Annotated in this window: 11 protein-coding genes; 2 read left to right on the top strand and 9 right to left on the bottom strand. The window is 40.8% G+C overall.

Features of this window, described 5'->3' with window-relative positions; genetic code table 11:
• The first annotated feature begins 186 nt into the window (after positions 1 to 186).
• Positions 187 to 1,131, top strand: a complete 945-nt coding sequence (locus HS960_RS02535) for an alpha/beta fold hydrolase (protein ID WP_182331185.1) — start codon at positions 187 to 189, stop codon at positions 1,129 to 1,131.
• On the opposite strand, the gene HS960_RS02530 is transcribed toward HS960_RS02535, so the two are convergent.
• The 9 genes from HS960_RS02530 to HS960_RS02490 form a co-directional block, all read right to left on the bottom strand.
• Positions 1,123 to 2,184 (bottom strand): acyltransferase family protein, encoded by a 1,062-nt coding sequence (locus tag HS960_RS02530; protein WP_182331184.1) that lies wholly within the window; start codon positions 2,182 to 2,184, stop codon positions 1,123 to 1,125. The two genes, HS960_RS02535 and HS960_RS02530, sit on opposite strands and share 9 nt — an antisense overlap.
• A gap of 67 nt (positions 2,185 to 2,251) precedes the next feature.
• A complete protein-coding gene (locus HS960_RS02525; protein ID WP_228280182.1) occupies positions 2,252 to 3,352 on the bottom strand; it encodes a family 43 glycosylhydrolase in 1,101 nt (366 codons plus the stop codon).
• 41 nt (positions 3,353 to 3,393) lie between these two features.
• The gene (locus HS960_RS02520; RefSeq protein WP_182331183.1) at positions 3,394 to 5,868 is read right to left on the bottom strand and encodes a glutaminase family protein; all 2,475 of its coding nucleotides are present in this window, start codon (positions 5,866 to 5,868) and stop codon (positions 3,394 to 3,396) included.
• 90 nt (positions 5,869 to 5,958) lie between these two features.
• Positions 5,959 to 7,803, bottom strand: coding sequence for a glycoside hydrolase family 2 protein (locus HS960_RS02515; RefSeq protein ID WP_228280180.1), 1,845 nt, complete (start codon positions 7,801 to 7,803; stop codon positions 5,959 to 5,961).
• Between the two features lie 40 nt (positions 7,804 to 7,843).
• Positions 7,844 to 9,889: a beta-L-arabinofuranosidase domain-containing protein gene (locus HS960_RS02510; protein ID WP_182331182.1), complete on the bottom strand. Its 2,046-nt coding sequence runs from the start codon at positions 9,887 to 9,889 to the stop codon at positions 7,844 to 7,846.
• 2 nt (positions 9,890 to 9,891) lie between these two features.
• Complete coding sequence (locus HS960_RS02505; protein ID WP_159727692.1) at positions 9,892 to 10,566, bottom strand: DUF3823 domain-containing protein; 675 nt, start codon at positions 10,564 to 10,566, stop codon at positions 9,892 to 9,894.
• Positions 10,567 to 10,576: 10 nt separating this feature from the next.
• Entirely contained in the window at positions 10,577 to 12,400 is a 1,824-nt protein-coding gene (locus HS960_RS02500; protein ID WP_182331181.1) for a RagB/SusD family nutrient uptake outer membrane protein, read from the bottom strand.
• Positions 12,401 to 12,404: 4 nt separating this feature from the next.
• Positions 12,405 to 15,596 carry a SusC/RagA family TonB-linked outer membrane protein gene (locus HS960_RS02495; RefSeq protein ID WP_182331180.1) on the bottom strand — a complete coding sequence of 1,064 codons (3,192 nt, stop codon included), beginning with the start codon at positions 15,594 to 15,596 and terminating at the stop codon, positions 12,405 to 12,407.
• A gap of 201 nt (positions 15,597 to 15,797) precedes the next feature.
• Positions 15,798 to 16,958, bottom strand: coding sequence for an aldose epimerase family protein (locus HS960_RS02490; protein WP_153845795.1), 1,161 nt, complete (start codon positions 16,956 to 16,958; stop codon positions 15,798 to 15,800).
• Between the two features lie 173 nt (positions 16,959 to 17,131).
• Between HS960_RS02490 and HS960_RS02485 the strand changes: the two genes are divergently transcribed.
• Entirely contained in the window at positions 17,132 to 20,287 is a 3,156-nt protein-coding gene (locus HS960_RS02485; protein ID WP_182331179.1) for a sensor histidine kinase, read from the top strand.
• Positions 20,288 to 20,289: the final 2 nt, after the last annotated feature.

Genomic DNA, 20,289 nt, shown 5'->3' with positions numbered 1-20,289 from the left:
TAAATTAATTCTAAATTAATGCAAATCTAAAAAATATTCCCAAACCACAAAAATTAATCGTGCTAATTTTCATTGGTCAACTACCCTTAAAGCCTTTCGGTCTCATCCGAACAAAATCGGAAAGAAGATTGTTAAACTTGCAAATGCACTAAAATTATCTTAGTTTACTTAAAATAAAGAGGTATAATGAGCAAGGTAGCATCCAATTTTTATACAATCAGCGCGACGACTGAAAATGAACATAAAATTTTCTATCGTTTGTATGTACCCGACGACAATCAGATAGTGGCGACAATACTCCTGGTACATGGCATGCAGGAGCATAGTGGTCGGTATGAAGAATTGGCCAATTATCTGACAACACAGAATTTTGCGGTTTTAACCTACGATCAATTGGGCCATGGAAAGACAGCTCTAGATGCCGATCAATTGGGGTATTTTAAACAGCATGGGGCTAAAGAACAACTCATTGATGATGCCATTACAATGAGTAATTTCTTGAGAAAAACATATCCCCAACTGCCTCAATTTATTTTAGGGCATTCCATGGGATCCTTTGTAACACGCTGCGTGTTACAGAAAAAAGGAATACAATTTAAGGGAGCCATCATCGTGGGGACAGGCCAACGTCAAAAAGGTTCCACAGCTTTTCGCCTTTTACTCACTTTTCTCAATAGTATTGCCCCAAAAAGAAGAAGTAAATTGATCAACCGTATTTTTGACAGGCGCAACAATGCTCGATTTAAGAACGAGCCCAACCAAAATAACAGCAATTGGTTAAGCGTAAGCAAGACAAACCGTATTTCATTTTTGGAAGATCCCCTTTGTGGGGGGTTGTTTACCAACAATGGATTTCATACCGTGTTAGACCTTTCCTTGCAAGCGACAGATATCGAAGCTACCAAGAATATCCCAAAAAATCTTCCAATTGTATTTATCAGCGGACAGGATGATCCAATTGGAGATTTTGGAATGGGCGTTGAAAAGAGCGTAGCGCAGTTAAGTGCACAGGGGCAGACCGATATAACCATTAAATTATATCCAGGCATGCGGCATGAAATTTTAAATGAAGACTGCGAAATGGAGGTATTCCAGTTCATCAGTACCTGGCTTCATCGCCATTTAGTTTAGTTTCCGGCTGTAATATTTCCGAATAGGCTCATCTAAATATTTAAAGACCAATAAAGCTACAAAAATCAACGACAGCATTCCAATTATAATAATCACAGCCATTTGCTTATTCGATGGGTGATGGAGCTCCACATAGCTCATAAAAATCCAGATAAATGGATAATGAATGATATAGAGCGGATAGGAAATATCACCTAAGAACTTGCATAACTTCTTGACCCCTCCAAAAACAGGTAGTCCTCCTATCCCCAGCATGAGCAATAAAGGAAAATAAAAGATAACGACAATAGGATCGATGTACTTACCATAAACATCAGAAAACGGAATGAAAAATACGACAGCAAGCAGACCAAGAACACTGAAAAAAGAAAGCTTGTTCGAAATAGTCCAGTTCGACCTAAAAATAAGTAGTCCCATTGAAAATGAAAACCATAAACGGATTCCCCCAGCCCAAAAGTTATCTGCCCCAAAACCTACAGCTAAATAGCCGGAACGAAATGATTCGACACATAGCGCTGCCGCACCGAGGAGCACTATTCCCCAAAGAACCTTTTTTGGAATGCGTACCAGTATCAAAGCATAGGCTATATTGGCGATATACTCCCAAAATAGCGACCATGTAGGTGGGTTTAAATGAAAAAGATTAAAATATCGCTCTGGTACAGCTGGGTATGGGATCAAGGTTATCCCACTAATAAACATCCCTATCTTCTGTAAGACGGAAAATGAGCTGGCCAAATTACTGAATGGGTCGTACATAAATGCCAATAAACCAATTAATGTACCGATTATAACCAATGGATGCAATCTTAACAAACGCAAGAGGAAGAATCGTTTTAGACCAATTGTGACCAGCTTCTGATCATAAGCATAGGCAATTACAAAACCCGATAAACAAAAGAAGAAATCAACGGCTAAATAGCTATGTGGAATAAAACTATTGCGATAATCCGGTTGTGCAATTTCCATAAAGTGAAACAGTACGACTGCAATTGCGGCCACCCCACGCATGGCGTCAAGAAGTTCAAAATGTTTCTTCGTTTGATGTATCATATTTTTTATGGACAGCGAAAATCCAGATCCACAAAAGTAGACCATCCGCTGCTAGCTATTGAAAATTCTATTTAAAATTAAACGTTGGGGCCCGTTGCACTGCAACACTACTGGTTGCCCCTTCAATTTTGGGCCAGTCCTTATCCCAGACAATCTGATCCAAAAATAGCATCCGACGATTTCCCCCCGTCGCAACACGAGGCCGCTTTGGGTCCATACCATGATAGAGTATCCAATCTTTTCCCTTATCGTCTGTAATAATGCGCGAAGTATGACCAGTCCCCACAAATTGATCATTTCCCTTTAACAACAACGTTCCACTCCCCCGCTGTGTAAGATTACGCCCCTCTTGATCGATATAAGGTCCCTTCAGCTTGCGAGAGCGACCCACAAGAACATGATAACTGCTTTTTTCTCCTTCACAACAGGAGCCCTTGGATCCGATAAAGTAGTAATATCCTTTCCGTTTATGGATCACGACAGCTTCAAAATCCCCAGCAGCAACTTTAAATTTTTTATTTAAATCGGGTACCGCGGTCCCATTTTCATCGAGTTCAACACCATATGTTCCCTGCGTATTCGCATCACTAAAACTACCCCAGAACAGATAATTCTGCTCATTTTCTGTAAAAAAATAAGGGTCTATTGAATTAGGTACATCGATCTCCTTGCTATCAAAAAGTTTACCTTGATCGATAAAGGGGCCTTCCGGTCTATCTGCTAGGGCTACACCAATACCGGGGTTGGGGTCTCCCCATGTTGAATAAGCATAATATAAGATATACTTACCATTTAACCGCACCACATCTGGTGCCCAGATTCCCCCCTCGGCTTTCCAGCTCGGTTTTGAGCTGAAGGCCGTGCCAATCCAGGTCCAATGAGCAAGATCAGCCGATTGTAGAATAGACACCAAACGCTGTCCCTTTCCGTCGCCCCAATTGTCGGCTGTCCCGTATGCGTAGAACATTTTGCTCTGAGGATCTCTAACGACTGTAGGATCAGCAAGTATAGGCTCAAAAACCGGATTGCTGTAGGTCTTATGCTGAGCCGTAGCATTTGTTATTTGACCCGACTGCTTAACTGAACCTGGAGAGCTTCCGCAGGAGCTCAACAAGTTCAGTATTGCAACTGCGCCGATCCAATATCTGAACAACATTGCATTCAACATCTTATTATTTTTTTATACTATTTTCTTCATCACAGGAAAAGCTATTTTGCTTTTCCCAATTTCTCTTCCAACATTTTGATAAAATAACCCCCAACAACGGATCTTGCTTTAAATCCAGCTCTCTTAGGACGGTCTGTATACGTCCAATCCGACATGGGAACACGGTCTATTGTTTCGTTCATAAAATGGTAGACTGGCTTTAAAAATGCCTCAAAGGTAGGCTTGTCATTTGCCATGGTCGCCGTCCAAATAATCCAATCGGTTTTGGTATAAGGCTGACGATTGTCCAGGGGAAGTCCGTATTTATTTTGTTTGCCGAGATAGTATTTAATTTCAGTTTCACGAATAGAGGGGTCAAAAATATCCATCTTAAGCAATTTATCCCAGACCATATTATACTTTTGGCTCCAGGTTCCGGTTTTATCAAAAGTCAACTTATAGTGATCCCCATCTTCAGCCATCTCTTTCCATTTCATAGCCATTGCTTTTGCTTCGGTCAGATACTTTTTCGCCGTAGCCTCTTCACCAAGCATTTGGGCTAGATAACCGTAAGATGCAATACCTAAAATAGCTTTAATTGATAAATTGGCATTATGTGCAAAATGGCCCGCGAAATCATCTGTGCACAACTGATTTTCAGGGTCAAGACCTTTATCTACTAAATAATCTACCCAGGTAGACAACACTTTCCAATGTTTTTTGGCATAAGCTGCATTTCCTTCGACCTTCGCTAAAGCATAAGTTAATATCAACATATTTCCCGATTCTTCGACAGGCATATCTCCACCGTAAGTTTGGCCATTCGCCAAAGGATAGGTCCCAACATCATGCGCAGCAAAAGGTTTTGTCCACTTATTGCTTTCACTATAATAAAAAATGGCGTTCATTAGTGCTTTTGCCAGTTCCGGATTATAGTAAAGGAAAATCGGAGCCGAAGGATAGGTTACATCAACAGTTCCTATCGACCCATTGCTATCATTTTCTTTAGACAGTAAAAGTAGATCGCCATTGGGTGCTTTTACAAGTTTATGAGCGGCGATTGCCTGCCTATAGGCCAAGGCACACAATGCAGCATAGTCCTCACCTCCGTTGCGCAAAGCTGTACCCCATAATTCGGCATCAAATTTATCAGCAGCCTTTTTGAGAGCAGTATACTCTTTGTCGGCCAGTTCAAATTGTTTCTCAATGGAACTATTTCCATTGGTATTCCAATAAGGTCGTAAATTTTGTCCAAAATATTGGATGGAGTACAGGTCATCATACCCCAACAAGATCTTATCCTGGTAGCTTGATGAGACATCAAAAGTTTGCATCAGCGCCAATTGTTGTCCTCCATTTGAAGAAGAGCTATTTTCACTCTTCAGAAAATTAGACCGTAATTGATGGCTACTTCCGACCGCGGACTTTGTCTTTGATTTTGCACCAGCCATATAGAAATACCCCCAATCTATCCGTAGGTCGTCACCTTTCCTTCCTAGAACCTGCTGGTTTTTGCTTCCTGTCTTTACAAACTGGAGATTTCCTGAGACAAAGGAACTGCTTGCAGCATCTTGAAGTGGAGAATTCAGTGCCCAATTTGGTGCTGCCTCCAAATAAAGTTGTACCTGGTGTTTCTTGCCATCCTTCACATGGACCGTATAGGAAAGATAATTTACGGGTCTAGCCATTAAGTCCAATTTATCCAGAAACATGGGCGCAGTAAATGTAATATTTAAATCGACCGGCCCGCAGTTAAACGAATAATGTGTTTGTGTTGCCTGCACATTGGAAGTGATCTGCTTCGCTTCATTGTCGAATTGAATACTACCTTCTTTTTCTGTAAAGAGTCCAAAATCAAAATATCCATTTGCTACCCTATTATAGCAATAACCCGCGAGTATATTTTTTCCTTTCTTCAATGTTTTTACGACATGATCGGGCAGCTTGACCCGACTATTTTTACCTGTCAAATTGCCTGTATTAGTAACCTCAATACCGTTGACGTACAAAATAGCGTCATCGTCATGTGTAAATTCGATATATACGGATTTGCCCGTAAGATCCTCACTCAGTTCAACTTCCCTTCTAACCCAAATTTTAGGCTCCTGCCAATCAGTCTCCACATTGGGTTCTTTATCCTTGGTACCGAATGGCGCTGCCCCCGTCTTCCATTGCCGTGCATCAAATGAAGGTTTCATCCAGTCCGAGGCGGGTTCATTGACAACATAACTTCCGGTCCAAGCCGCATGTTCACCCATCCGTGCCAACGGCAAGAGTTCAGCTTCTTCTTTACCTAAGAAGCGATAGGATTTCCCATCCACTTTAAGGACGCCCAATAAGGGGAAGGATTTTCCGGTCCAATGGCGTACAACATCCGCATTCAATTCGTTGCTATAGGACCAGGCACTTGTATTGGGGTCAATTGTTACTAAAGGATAGGCAGGCGCGCGAAGATCATTCTTGAGGATTTGTTTTTGTGCAAACGACGATACCGATTGACATACAATAGCCGTTGCAATTAGTAATTTTAATTTCATTGATTTCGTATAAAATAGGTTTAGGTTGACGGGTATACTTTCAGCGATAAATTTAGGCCGCAACCCGAGTTGCGGCCATATCGCTATCAATTATTTGGTAGGTGCATTATAAAGCGCCTGATGTGCAGCTTTCAATTCTGCTTCAGGCATTTTGACAACTTTACGATCATAGGTCATCAAACCATTTGTTTCTACTTCCACATCTGTCGTCTGTGTATAAACAGCGGCAGACAATCCCATAGGAATTAGACGTGTCAAGTCATGGATCAGGCGTTTATAGCGCTCCAATAATTCCGTTTTATTTTTAAAACTTTGGTATCCCCAGTTGTCTTTTTGTTGCCAGGAGTGCCCGTCGATCGGTAATCCCAGACCACCAAACTCACCCAATGCAAGCACTTGTTTGGCGCCAAATAAATTTGGATCAGGCATGGCTGCATCGGGATAATTGTGGATATCCAAGATATGTCCAGTTTCCATAAAGTTACCACCGCTGGCACTATTTACGAGTCTTGAAGGGTCATTGGCCATTGTCCATTCCGTTATTTCCTTCGTTTTGAATTGCCCCCAAGCCTCATTAAACGGAACCCAGATGACAATACTTGGGTAATTATGCAACACTTCCATAATGGTTTTCCACTCTTTTCTGTAGTACCCCTCAGATTCCTGCGAACGTACTTTATCCCTATTTCCTCCTGAAATCTTTCCCGGTTGCATATCCCAATGGTTTCCGCCAAGATCGCCGCTAGGCATATCTTGCCAGACAAGCATACCTATACTATCGCAGTAACGGTACCAGCGCGCCGGTTCTACTTTGATATGTTTACGGATCATATTGAATCCCATTTCCTTTGTTTTGACAACATCAAACTTCAGCGCTTCATCCGTTGGTGCTGTATGTAGACCATCTGGCCACCAGCCTTGATCCAATGGACCATATTGGAAGGTAAACTTATTGTTTAGCATTAAACGTTGAACGCCATTTTCGTCTTTCTGCATGGCTATTTTCCGCATGGCAAAATAGCTTTTCGCCTGATCTACGACTTTTCCTTTTCGAATCAGCTGAATTTCTAGATCATAGAGCTTAGGGTTACTTGGGGACCATGGCTCCAGATTAGGTACCGAAAGATCGAAAGATGTATTCGGTTGTCCTGTTTGTTCTTTAATAACCTTTCCGCCATCTAATGCACGCACCTTTATTTCGTCACCGGCTTGACTTCCTTCTACGGAAGCCTGAAAGGCCAAGACTCCATCGTCCAAACGCGGAGTCTGTTTGGTACTCGCGATGTAAGTTTGGGGGACACTTTCTAACCAAACGGTCTGCCAAATTCCCGTTACTGGTGTATACCATATACCATTCGGCTTGTTCACCTGTTTACCCCGTGGTTGTGGACCATCATCAGTCGGATCCCATACCCGAATAGCTATTTCCTGTTTTGCTCCTTTCTTTAGGAAGCTTGTCACATCCATCGAAAATGGATCAAAACCACCTTCATGTCTTCCGACCAATTGGTTATTTACATACACATCACATTGCCAATCTACGGCACCGAAATGCAACAGGACCTTATTTTTATTGACAGACTTGTCCAATGTTATAGTATTATTATACCATAACGCTTTATCTTTCCCGACCTCTTTACCAACACCGGACAATGCCGATTCAATAGCAAAAGGAACAAGGATATTTCCGTCCCATTGACGAGGAATCTCTTTAGTACCTACTGGAGTGACAGCATATTTCCATAGTCCATTTAAATTCTGCCAGTTATTGGCTCTGGTTAATTGTGGTCTAGGATATTCAGGATGTGGCTTTTGTGCCGTTACTTTCTCGCCCCAAGGGGTTAATATATGTGACCCTGCGGGTTTCCAATCCTGAGCAAAGTTCAATTGTGCTGCCATCATCAAACTGGCAAAAAGTAAGGTTTTCTTCATCATAAAAAATCGTTAAGTCATTTATTTATATATCGTATTTACATTATTTCACAGTTGGAAAAGCAGCAATGCGCAAACGTGCTGCTCCCATGGGAATCAGTTCAACTTCCTGCACCTCACCCTTGCTTTCCACCGGACTCAGGGGCAATACGCCCGTTAGTCCATTTTCATCAATTTTCCATCCATCAATACGTTTCGCTTTCACAAGAATCGAAATAGGTACTGCTTCTGCGTCGAAAGGAAATGCATCTTTAGGCCATGGCCGTTTGACCACTTTTAGTTGGTCAACAGCTTGTAGCTGATTTTGTAAAAGTCCGTAATTCCAGTCACTTGCAGGAAGGATTTCATAGGATGGCCATTTTGATGGATCTGCAGTCTCCTGCCATTTAGAATCCCCAATTGCCGAAGCCTTACTATCCTTTTTCACATAATTCTCTTTGATTTTGAGTGCATAGGTCAATGGTCCACGCTGGATACTAACTGAATTTTTATTGGCAGCCCATGTTTTCAGATCTATGGTCATCGGTAAGGAGAGTTCGACCTTGTCGCCGTCTTTCCATTTCCGTTCAATCCGAATATATTTTGCTCCAGCTTCTATAGCCTGACTTTTACCATTAACGGTTACTTTGGCTTGTTTCGCCCAGACAGGGATACGGAGATAAAAGGGAAAATCAACTGTTTTACCCTGTGTTCCTATTTCAAATCGCAGCGATTCTTCAAACGGATAATTGGATTCTTGTCTGATCTGAATGGATTGATTGTTTCCGACTTTGATTTCAGCTTTTGATGCGGCATAAAGTACTGCCGCAACACCATTATCATTCGTTGCCATATACAGATGCTCCGCATAATATGGCCAGCCCTGACTGTGATTATGTTGACAACAACGTGAACTGAAGGGGTTCATCATTAAAAATGGCCCATTATTATCAATCCCAGGAGCATGATTATGGCTATCGCTGATAGTCATATTAGGGCTCGTGATATAGCGTAATGCTTTAAAATCGGCTGTCACAGCGGCTGGGTAGGTATTAAAAGCAACTTCTTCCGCATGATCCGCCCAAAAAGGATCGCCTGTTATCCCGAGAAGGATTTCATTGGAAGCCATCTGCTCCACCATTCCACAGGTTTCCACTCCCTGACGGGGATCGGTATATCCCGGACGTGCATTTTCATCGGCACCGAACATGCCGCCCGGAACCTGACCAAATACTTGTCTGACAAAATGAAAATTATCGTAGGTTGCATTAAGATCTGCAGTCGACTGGCTTTTCAGATAATAGGTTGCTGGCTCTCTAAAACACTGCGCTACGTTGACATTATGCCAATTGGGCAAATCATCTTTCTGCCACCAATTGGCTGTATTCCGATGGATTTTATCCGCTAAATCCATCAACCATTCATTACCTTGTGTTCTGTTATAGAGCCAATATACGGATAGCAAATTGTCACCACCACGACTGTTTTCCCAATAATCCTTGAGAAAAAAACTATCCGGCAAATTGGCCTGCCATTTAAAATAATTGGTCATCAACGTTAAAACACGTTGGTCACCGCTATATTCATAATAGGATTGCAAACACCATAGCATCAACATATTCCCCCAAAGATCAGGTTTGTTATTACGCAGGATCAATGGTCCAAAGTATCCATCAGGACGCTGGCTTCTTAGCGCAGCCTCTAACCAGATTTTTGACTCTGCTATTATCTTAGGATCTTTCAAGATGTAGCCCAAATTAGCGTAGCCTTTTAACCAATAAGGAACTTCTTCCCAGCCATAATCTCCTTTCCCATCTGTACTTAACCAAGCATTATTTTTTTTGGACAACCAGGCACTAATTTCTCCCAAATGACCTGTAAGACCATCTTTTTGCAACTCGAGATACTTCCCTAACCAGCCTTCAGGCACGATACTACCCACCGGCAATTTCAGCAAGACATTTTGTTTTAACGGAGCCCTATTGTTTATATATTGTGAGTTCTTACCTGTTAAGGGCAATTGGTTTACGGAAGTCGCTATTCCGGATTGCGCCGACGCAGCTAAACCAACCCCCATTAATAGGCTTAAAAAGCTAATTCTTTTAATCATTGTTATTTCAATTTCTTAGGTGAACTATCGTATAGCGCCTCGGTGATACCGCTTATCTTCAAGCCCACACGCGCATACACTGCAGCGCTCTTGGTCAAAATATCTTTGATATCAAGTTCCAAGTCGACATGGCCCGAACTAATTCCAGTTTTTTCCATCTTATAGGTATATTGGCCCAAATCCACGAATTTTGTATCATTGACCAATAAAGTCGCAAAATCAATCGTTCTTGAAGCATCTATCGTCTTGACGTCAAAAGAAGCTTTTAGCATATTCCCTTGGACATCATAAGTAATATTACTCATGGTATAATAAGGTTTAACTGGGTACTCGATACTTGTATTCCCCCGCACATCAACCAGCACTGTATCCGCACTATTCAACCAGGGGCCATTTCCGCTGGTTGCTACCAATTTGTACTTCCCATCAAACAGCTTTGCAGCAAATGAACCGTCCTGCGTCACATACACATTAATAGCAGATCGAAGCGGAAAACCATCTTGCCATAGTTGAAGTGAAACGGACTGATTTGATCCTCTTACTCCTAGAGGTTCTGAATTGTAGGTTACACGACCGTTCAGTGTACTTTTAGGGGCATCATAATTATCTTTGCTACAAGCGAAAACACCTACGATCAAACACAAACTGACTATTAATTTACAAAAAAAAGTTTTCATAAGGATAATGCTATTGATAAGGATTTCGGACTAACTTCGGATTGTTATTAATCCAATCTTGATCGATGAAATTATAATAGTTCTGATATTTAAAATTTCGTGGATAGAGCGTATGACTCGATTTCTGTTTCTCAAAAACCCATTTACCATCATTAGGATCCCCCGGAGCATATATTTTGTATGGAAATAGGGCATAGTGTACCGCGTTGTAATTATCAGCGCTTCCATTCCAAATTTCATGAGCAATTCGCAAACGCTTCAGATCCCAATAACGATGATCTTCGAAGGCAAATTCAACCCGGCGCTCCTGAATAATATCATTCAAGGAAATGGTCGTCAATGCCTGTATCCCCGCACGCTCCCTAATCTTATTGACATATCCCGTCAACTCGGCTTGTGGTTTACCAAGCTCTAGGCCTGCCTCTGCAGCGATCAACAAAAATTCAGCATAACGGAAGCGCACAAACCAAATATCCGACCCACGCCCACGAGTAGAGGCATCTTTATTTTCGTCGATAAATTTCCTGATATTAAATCCAGTTTTGTTGACATACATATCGTTGGAAGTCGTAGGTCCATCTTTGCTTGTAATAATTCCTCCGAATTTGGAATCTGAAGTACCGGGTATTGCGGTCATCGTCTTCCAAACACCTCCTTCTTTATATCTAACGCCTGCTTGGTAAGTGATTTTGGTACCAGCAAAATCAGCACCAGAGTAAATTACAGTACCATACAAACGCGCGTCTTTATGGGCGAATATCTCTTCGGGATTGTTATAGTAGATGTAATCTCCCGTAGCAGTCTTCGTTTTCAATGCTCCATTTCGATCATCTGTATATTCAAATGCTTCCACCAAATTTAAAACAGGCGTAACAAAATTGGCATCAATATCTCCACGGACGGATGAGGCAATGTTATTGTTGGTGAAAAAATGTGTTTCACCTGGATACGCATAATCCTTAGCCCAAATAACTTCATTGCTACTTGATTTTGAACTTACAGCAAGATAGAAGTTCTTTCCTTTATCGGCATTTCCATTATAGAGGGCATAAGGGCTATTGTTGATAATATCCAATGCTGATTCGTAAGCAATCTCGTAATATTTATTGGCGTCCGCCGCAGGGATTCCCACCTCGTTACCTGCTGTTTTGACGTCTGGCGTTTTATAGTTATACTTCGCTATTGAGGCGGCGTACAGACTTGCCCGCGCCTTAAGTGCCAAAGCTGTCCATTTATTAGCTCTAGCTGAATTTATGGTTTTCTCTGTACCGAGCATTTTAGCGGCTTCGGTACATTCGTTAATCACGTAATTATAACTCTCTGCTTCTGTTGATCGCGGTGTCTGCAACTCTGCTGGATCCATGCCGCCAGTATAATCATAGATCTTATCACCCACCAAAGGAACTCCGCCCAAACGCTTGATCATATTAAAGTAGGTCCAAGCACGAATAAATCTGGCCTCGCCTTCGATGCTCTTTTTATTATTTTCGTCCAATGATGATTGACGAACACCTACGATAAATTGATTCAGATTGCGAATCAGTTCATAATCGTACATACGCCAAAAGTCATTCGGAAATTCCTGCATCGTATTGGGGCCACCGCTTGAAAATCCGGCCTCATCTAACATCGCAAAAGATCCATTGTCTCCAAATTGCTGTCCCCAGCTAATCCGCCCATAATAATTCGCTAGAACAGATTTTATCATATTCTGATCCGAAAATATCTGATCGTCAGTAAAAATAGCCTGTGATTCCCGTTCCAAAAATTTATTGCAGCTTGAAAATATACATACGAGACATACACCCAATAAAATAACTTTCTTATTTATCATCTTATTAAAAAGTTAAGGTAACACCCACATTTATAACTCGGTTTGTTGGGTACTGAACGCCCGAATCACTTGTGATTTCTGGATCGATCTTCATATCACCCAAATTATCTATGCTAAACAGATTCTGCATCATGGTATATATCCTCAATTTCTGAATTCCTCGAGGTTTCATCCATTTCTCCGGTAAAGTATATCCGATCTGCAGGTTTCTTAATTTCAAATAGTTGACATTGGTAAGCCAGAAGTCGCTATGCCAATAATTACTATGATCTCTATTTCCTTTAATTAATGTAGGGTACTTTCCTGGGATCAATGCACTATTTGGATCCGTAATATCGCTCAGCATCCACTGGTTTTCCATATAGTATTGCGGATTGTTGCCACCATCATGGAAAGGGAAAACAGCTTCATAACTGGGATTAAAAGAAGCAAAAGCTGCTCCGGTGAAATCCATTGCCAAATCAAATCCCTTAAATTGGCCGCCAAGGTTAATTCCGTAATTGAAATAAGGAAGACCGCCTTGTCGATATCCGATTGGCCGTTCATCCAGCTCATTGATCACTTTATCGCCATTAATATCTTCATACTTAATATCACCCGGCCGTAATGATGAGTTACCTTTACGGTCATTGTCTATATCATAATTAGCAATTTCTTCCCACGACTGGAATTGTCCAATGGAATGTAATCCCCAATTGAGAAAGGCATAACGATCATAGATCGATTTTCGATATTGATCCAAAGAGTTTCCAAAACGTGGTTTATATTGTTCGCCGTCAGTTTGCCGTGCGAAAGTGAAATTACCGCCTACGAAATAGTTAAATCCATTGACGCTACTCCGCCACATTAATGATCCATCGATACCTTGATGAATATCCGAATTCAGATTTTCATAAGGTAAACTAAAGCCTACTTCATTCGGTATCAATACATCTTCTCGCTTGGCAGGCAGCCCTGTTCTTTTTCGACGGAAGACATCTACCGAACCTGTTAATTTACCTTTTAGTGTGCTAAAGTCCAAACCAACATTTAGCATATGGGCCTGAATCCAAGAAAGCGTTTTAACGGGAAGGCCACGTGCTTGAGAACCGATAACATACTTCCCGTCAATTGTTGAGCCGACGATATTTTGATAGCCATCACGGACTGGTTTTCGGAAATAATTATATCCACTTAGATAACCAAAAGCAAAATATTCCCAGGCATCCAAATTATCATCGCCCAATACACCGTAAGATCCCCTTAACTTCACATCGTCAAATACCTTTCTCATACCTTCAGACCAGAACTTTTCAGATGAAACACGCCAGCCTGCAGATACCGAAGGAAAAAATCCCCATCGGCTTCCTGGCGCGAATTTCCATGAACCGTCATAGCGTGAAGAAAGCTCCAAAAGATACTTCTGGTCATAATCATAATTGACCCTGCCTGCAAAACCGGCTCTCGCCTGGGTATTTACCCCGGTATCATTGTAGGTATCTATCGTCTGAAAATAGATCAAACTCAAGGCATTAGAGGCTGGACGATCGTGTACATAAACATCTGGATTATCCCTTTTTATGGACTCAGCAGCAAGCACAGCATTGATTCCATGTTTACCGAATCGCTTGTTATAATTTAAGGTAAATTGGGTTGAGATTTCTTCAACCTGCGAAATAGATCTCTCCCGCCAAGGGTTGTCCATGCTAAAAGTTACCGGGTACGTATCTGTCTTCTCATCGTAGCCATATAGTTTATAGGTAAACTCCTGATTATCCATCCATTTATTGGCCAGATAATAGCCTACTGTTCCCTTAGCGATCAAATCATTTGTGATCTTATATTCCGCATTAAAATTTAACTGCATCACCCGCCATTTTTCCTGATAAGTACCGGACAGATCATAATTCAGCATCGCAAAGTTAGTTTCCGCATTGGGCGATGTCTGCGTTGGATATAAAGGATTGTCGTTGGCAAAAGGCCGTGCAGTGGGCAGGTTGCGATATATCGCAAATAAAGCCTGCCAAGTATCGTCAGCACCAGGTACGCCCGGTTGTTTGCGCTGTTCGATCCGCCCATTCAAATTGGCACCAATCTTTAATCGTTTTGATACATTCGCGTCAATATTCATCTGCACATTGGTACGATTGAAGCCGCCGTAATTACGGATGATGGACTGCTGGTCCAGATGCCCTACACTCAGGTAATAATTAATTTTTTCGGACCCACCACTGACATTACCCGAGATATAAGTTTGTGGGCTAGTTTTGAGAATATAATCATACCAATCAAAAGGACGATATCCCTTCTCGGTACCTTGTTGCCATTTTTCGAGATCTGCCAACGTATATTGTGGATGTTCAGTTCCGAGAATAGCATCAGACTGAATATAGCTTTTGATATAAGTACTGGCATCGGCTGGCTTGGGAAAACGAAACATACTCTGCCAGCCATAATATGAATTGATATTAAAGGTATTATTATCGCCACGCTTCCCCTTCTTTGTCGTCACCACAACAACACCGTTGGCAGCACGCACACCATAAATAGCAGCCGAGGCATCCTTTAATACCGAAACCGATTCAATATCATTGAAATCTAAATTATTGAACTGCCCTTCATCCTTTTGAACACCGTCGATCACATATAAGGGAGTCCCCATATTGCGGATACTAATTCCTGTTGGAGCTCCCGGACGCCCATCCGACATCCGGCTGTTAACACCGGCGATCTTCCCTACTAAGGCACCAGACGTTGTTGTAGCAACAGATCTGGAGATATCCTGGGAAGAAATTGCGGTGATTGCACCGGTAACGGATTCTTTCCTCTGCGTACCGTAACCTACAACGACCACTTCATCAATGCGCGAATTTTCATCTTCCAAAGTGATTGCCAAGTCAGCAATTGCCGTCACTTCTTTGGAAAGGTAGCCTACAGATCTTACGGTCAAAAGTTCACCGGCATTGACACCTGTCAGGTTAAAATTACCTTTCGCATCTGTTGAGACTGCAATATTGGGTTTGGATTTCAATGCGACCGTCGCTCCTACAATAGGATTGCCATCCTTATCCTTAACAACCCCTTTTATTGCTTTTTGCAACTCGATCCCCTCTGAAGAAACTGGAATTAAATTAGCTCCCTTTGCTAAGGGGATAAAACTGCTCGCACAGCAGAGCAATGTAGCAGATATTGGCAGACATTTAAGACCCTTAAACATACCTAGATTGATTAGTTTGTATAATTGATTTGTCCAAAATTAAGGTATATTCAATCGTACAGACTTTCGTTTTTTCTCAAAAAACTGCCTATTTGTATCAAATAAATAAAATAGACCTAAAACGTTTTAAAGTCTATTAAAAAGAGAAAGCACACCTCTTTTCAGTGGTGTACTTTCAAACCAATCATTATTAAATATGTATTATTTTACCGAAAAACGATACAGGGATTTCGTTTGATAAACTTGCCCGGGGCTTAGTACGGTTGTTGGAAAATTGGGCTGATTTGGTGCATCCGGAAAATGCTGCGGTTCAAGACAAAAAGCTGTGCGAAAGGAGTCTTTTTTCCCGTTCTTCAATTGCACCTGCTCGTTCATGAAATTACCACTGTAAAATTGTATTCCAGGTTCTGCGGTCAGAATATCCATAACAATACCCGATTTATCTCCAATCACGTGGGCTGCTTTGTACCACTCGCTATCTTTCTCCTTGCTTAAAACAAAGTTGTGATCATAGCCCTTTCCAAAGCTCAGTTGCTGATCATTGACATTAATATCTTTTCCTATTGGTTTCAAGCTAGTAAAATCAAAAGCTGTTCCCTTTACCGGTGCTAATTGCCCTGTTGGTATGAGTGTACTATCAACTGGTGTGTATTCATTAGCAAACAATTGAAGCTGATGATCCAGAATTGTACCGCTTCCCTCACCATTTAAATTAAAGTAAGCATGGTTGGTCAAATTGATCACCGTCTTTTTATCGGAAGTAGCACGATAGGCAATCATCAATTCATTATTATCGTTAAGCGTATAGGTCACTTCCATTTGGATGTTGCCTGGAAAACCCTCGTATCCATCAGGTAAAGTGTAAGCAAAAGTAAGAGACGATTTATCTGACGATTTTAATGTCCAATTGGCAAAATGCACACCTTTAAAACCTCCATGTAATGTATTAGGACCGTTATTTACCGCCAATGTATAGGTTTTATCATCCAACTTAAATTTTCCCTTAGCGATCCGATTACCAAAAGGCCCTACAATAGTACCAAAAAATGGTTCTTTGGGATTATTATAATCAGCCGCTTTAGAAAAGCCCAAAACAACATCGCATAACTCCCCCTTATTGTCAGGTACCCATAATCCCACTAAACGTGCACCAAAATTGGTAAAATAAGCTTGTACGCCATTTTTATTGCTCAGTTCATATAGATAAGCCTGTTTTTGATCAATAGTTCCGCTGAACTGTACGGTATCCATGAAGGCCGATAAAGAATCTGCTTTTGAAGTTTTAGAACCCGTCGATTGCTGACAAGACACACAAAATGCCAGCATTGCAGAAAGACCAAGCAAGGTCAATTTTCCTCTCATTCGTAATATTTTAAATGGTTTATAATCTTTGTTTAGATAGAACTTACGTCCTTTTCTAGATTTTTTATAATTTTAACGCTTACAATATATAAGCTAAAGTCTTAATTTTTTCAGAAATTTTAAGATTAAATTGTTTCATTTTAGCACTATTTTGTATCAATAACCAAATGATCATGATCAACCTAAAGCCTTTACGTCTTCTATTTTTTCTGTTGCTTCCCTCGTTGCTCTATGCGCAGCCCTATTATTTCAATCATTATCAAATCAATGAAGGATTGTCTAACAATGCTGTCATTTGTAGCATGCAAGATAGTCAGGGTTTTCTTTGGTTCGGTACAAAAGATGGATTAAATCGTTTTGATGGTAATAATTTCAAACATTTTGATGCGTCAAAATCTGGAAAAAATAGCCTGGGGGGCAATAATATCATCTCATTGAAAGAAGATTTTCGAAAGAGAATTTGGATTGGTACAGATCAGGGAATCTATTGTTACAACCCCGTCGATGAACAATTTAGACTGCTGAGCAAACAATTTGAAAATGCGGACGTCCCCGTTATTATTACCGATCAACGCAAAAGGATCTGGTTTATATCAAATGGAATGCTCTATTGCCATGATTTAGTTAGTCATGCAATTCAACAATTTACAAAATCAGATCTCTATATTACGTCCATCAGCTGCACAAAAAATGGAGCTGTATTTTTTGGAACTCCTGAAGGCAAAATCTTCCAAATAGGTGCTTCCGGAAAACCCGTACTTATGCTTGACTTTCAAGCAAAATATGGTGCTAAGGATTGGTTTAGTATTGAGAAAATAATGGAAAACCGCGACGGAGATTTATTGATTGGTACTTCAAAAACTGGTGTTTATAGCTATCACTTTCAAGATAAATCCCTCAAGTCCATACTTGGTCCAGATCAACTACATCAATTTCTCTATGTCAGAGATATTATACAGCCAAATGATCATGAATATTGGTTTGCAACGGAGTCTGGCCTCTTCATTTATCAAATTGCTAGCCGACGTTACATCAACATTCAGAAAGAACAAGAAAACCCTTGGGGTATATCTGACAATGCCATTTATAACATCCTACAGGACAAGGATGAGGGTATTTGGCTGGGAACCTATTTTGGTGGGATCAACTATTATCATAAGAACAATAGTATAATCGAAAAATTCCTCCCACAAGATCGCCCCGGGAGCCTAAAAGGCTCTGTTGTACGCATTATAAAAAAAGATATCGACCAGAATATATGGATAGGCACCGAAAACGGAGGCCTATCTAAACTGGACCCTAATTCTGGTAATATCCAGAACTTTTCCGATAAGCGGGGGAATCTAGCAAACAATAATATCCATGGCGTTCTTCCCATTGGAGATAAACTGCTGATCGGTACCTTCGTCAATGGTCTGGACATATTTTCGCCAAAGCTTCAAAAAGTCATTTATCACATCGATCGCAATAACAATACAAACCCTTCTGATCTACAAAGCAATTTTCTATTTTATCTCTATAAAACTCGAAAAGGAGACATTATAGCTGCTTCAACTCGTGGCTTGTACCGGTTTAACTTTGAAAAAAAGTCTTTTCACCTCATTAATAATGTCCCTGAATACATGTTTTACACGACTATTTTGGAAGATAAAGAGGGGAATATCTGGGTAGGTACATGGCGCGATGGGTTATTTTGCTATAATCCTACAACAAAGTATTTCAAGCATTTTACCCATAGCCAGAACGATCCCAATTCCTTGCCTAACAATAGGGTCAATAGTCTATTTGAGGATTCAAAAAATCAAATTTGGATCGCCACTGAAGGTGGAATGGCTAAGAAGAAATCAAATCAGGACAGTTTTGAAAACATTGGCCTAGAAGAAGGAATGCCCAGTAACGTAACGCTCGCATTTTTAGAAGACAAACAACAGAATCTCTGGGTAAGTACCTCTAAAGGGCTGGTGCGCTATCATCTGCCCAATGGCAGAAAACGGATCTTCAACTTGGAGTCAGGCCTACCGACGATTCAGTTCAATTACAATTCATCTTTTGATGACGACAATGGGAACTTCTATTTCGGTACCATCAATGGACTTATACGTTTCAACCCCGAAAAGCTGAACCAGATCAACTATAAAAATCAAATTCCAATTTACATTACTAATTTTTACATCAACAATAGAGCGATCAATCAATATACCGATGCAAATATTCTGTCCAAATCAATTCTGTTCACGGATAAAATCAAACTGAAACACGACGAATCATCCTTCAGTCTCGATTTCGCGGCATTACACTATCAAGCCCCCCATTCAATTCATTATAGTTATAAAATGGACGGCCTTGACGACAGTTGGATAGACATTACAAGCAACCAACGTGCTTACTTCACCAAACTTGCGCCTGGGAACTATGTTTTTACCGTAAAAGCGGAGGATCCAAATGGTAACACAATACCCACCTTTGCTAGTCTTAAAATCACGATTCTTCCTCCTATATGGGCAAGTATACCGGCTTTTGTTTGCTACGCACTAATCCTTGTGGGGCTCATTGTATTTGTTATTCATCATTTCAATGAAAAGATCAAACAACGCAATCGACAACACCTTCTAACCGTACAAAATCTACGTGAGCAAGAACTCTACCGCTCAAAAATCAATTTTTACACCGATGTTGCCCATGAAATACGCACACCGTTGACATTGATCAAAGCCCCCTTAGAGAAGCTTATGGATAAGGTAGATCACAATCCTGTAACAGACAAGCTGTTATTGACCATGCAGAACAATACGGAGAAGTTGATTGCGCTTAGTAACCAATTACTGGATTTTAGGCAGGTCGAAACGGAAGGATTCAAATTACACTTTGAGTCAGAAAACATAAGCCAAACGGTTCAGGAAATCATCAACAATTTTACGGTCACACTCCAGGCGCAGGGAAAGCAGATTGTGTCGCACATTATGCCAGATATTATAGGTCAGGTCGATATCGACGCTTTCGACAAGATTTGTTACAACTTATTGAATAATGCGCTTAAATATTCCTCATCCTATATTGAAGTGAATTTGAATATGGATAAACAGAAAAATATCTTTATATTGACCGTGAAAAACGACGGAGCTTTAATTCCTTCAGAAGAAAGGGAAAGAATTTTTGAACCATTCAATCGTTTAAAGCAAAATAAGAATGTTCCTGGAAGTGGTCTAGGCTTGGCATTGACAAGATCCCTAACCTTAAAACACCAAGGTACCTTGTTATATAGTACAAACGACCTCCAATTGAACGTATTTAGCTTGACGTTACCTTTGAACCACAATACAAACCCATAATT

The organism is Sphingobacterium paramultivorum, assembly GCF_014109745.1.
GTDB classification, from domain to species: Bacteria; Bacteroidota; Bacteroidia; order Sphingobacteriales; family Sphingobacteriaceae; genus Sphingobacterium; species Sphingobacterium paramultivorum.
This window is presented reverse-complemented; position numbering and strand designations above follow the sequence as displayed.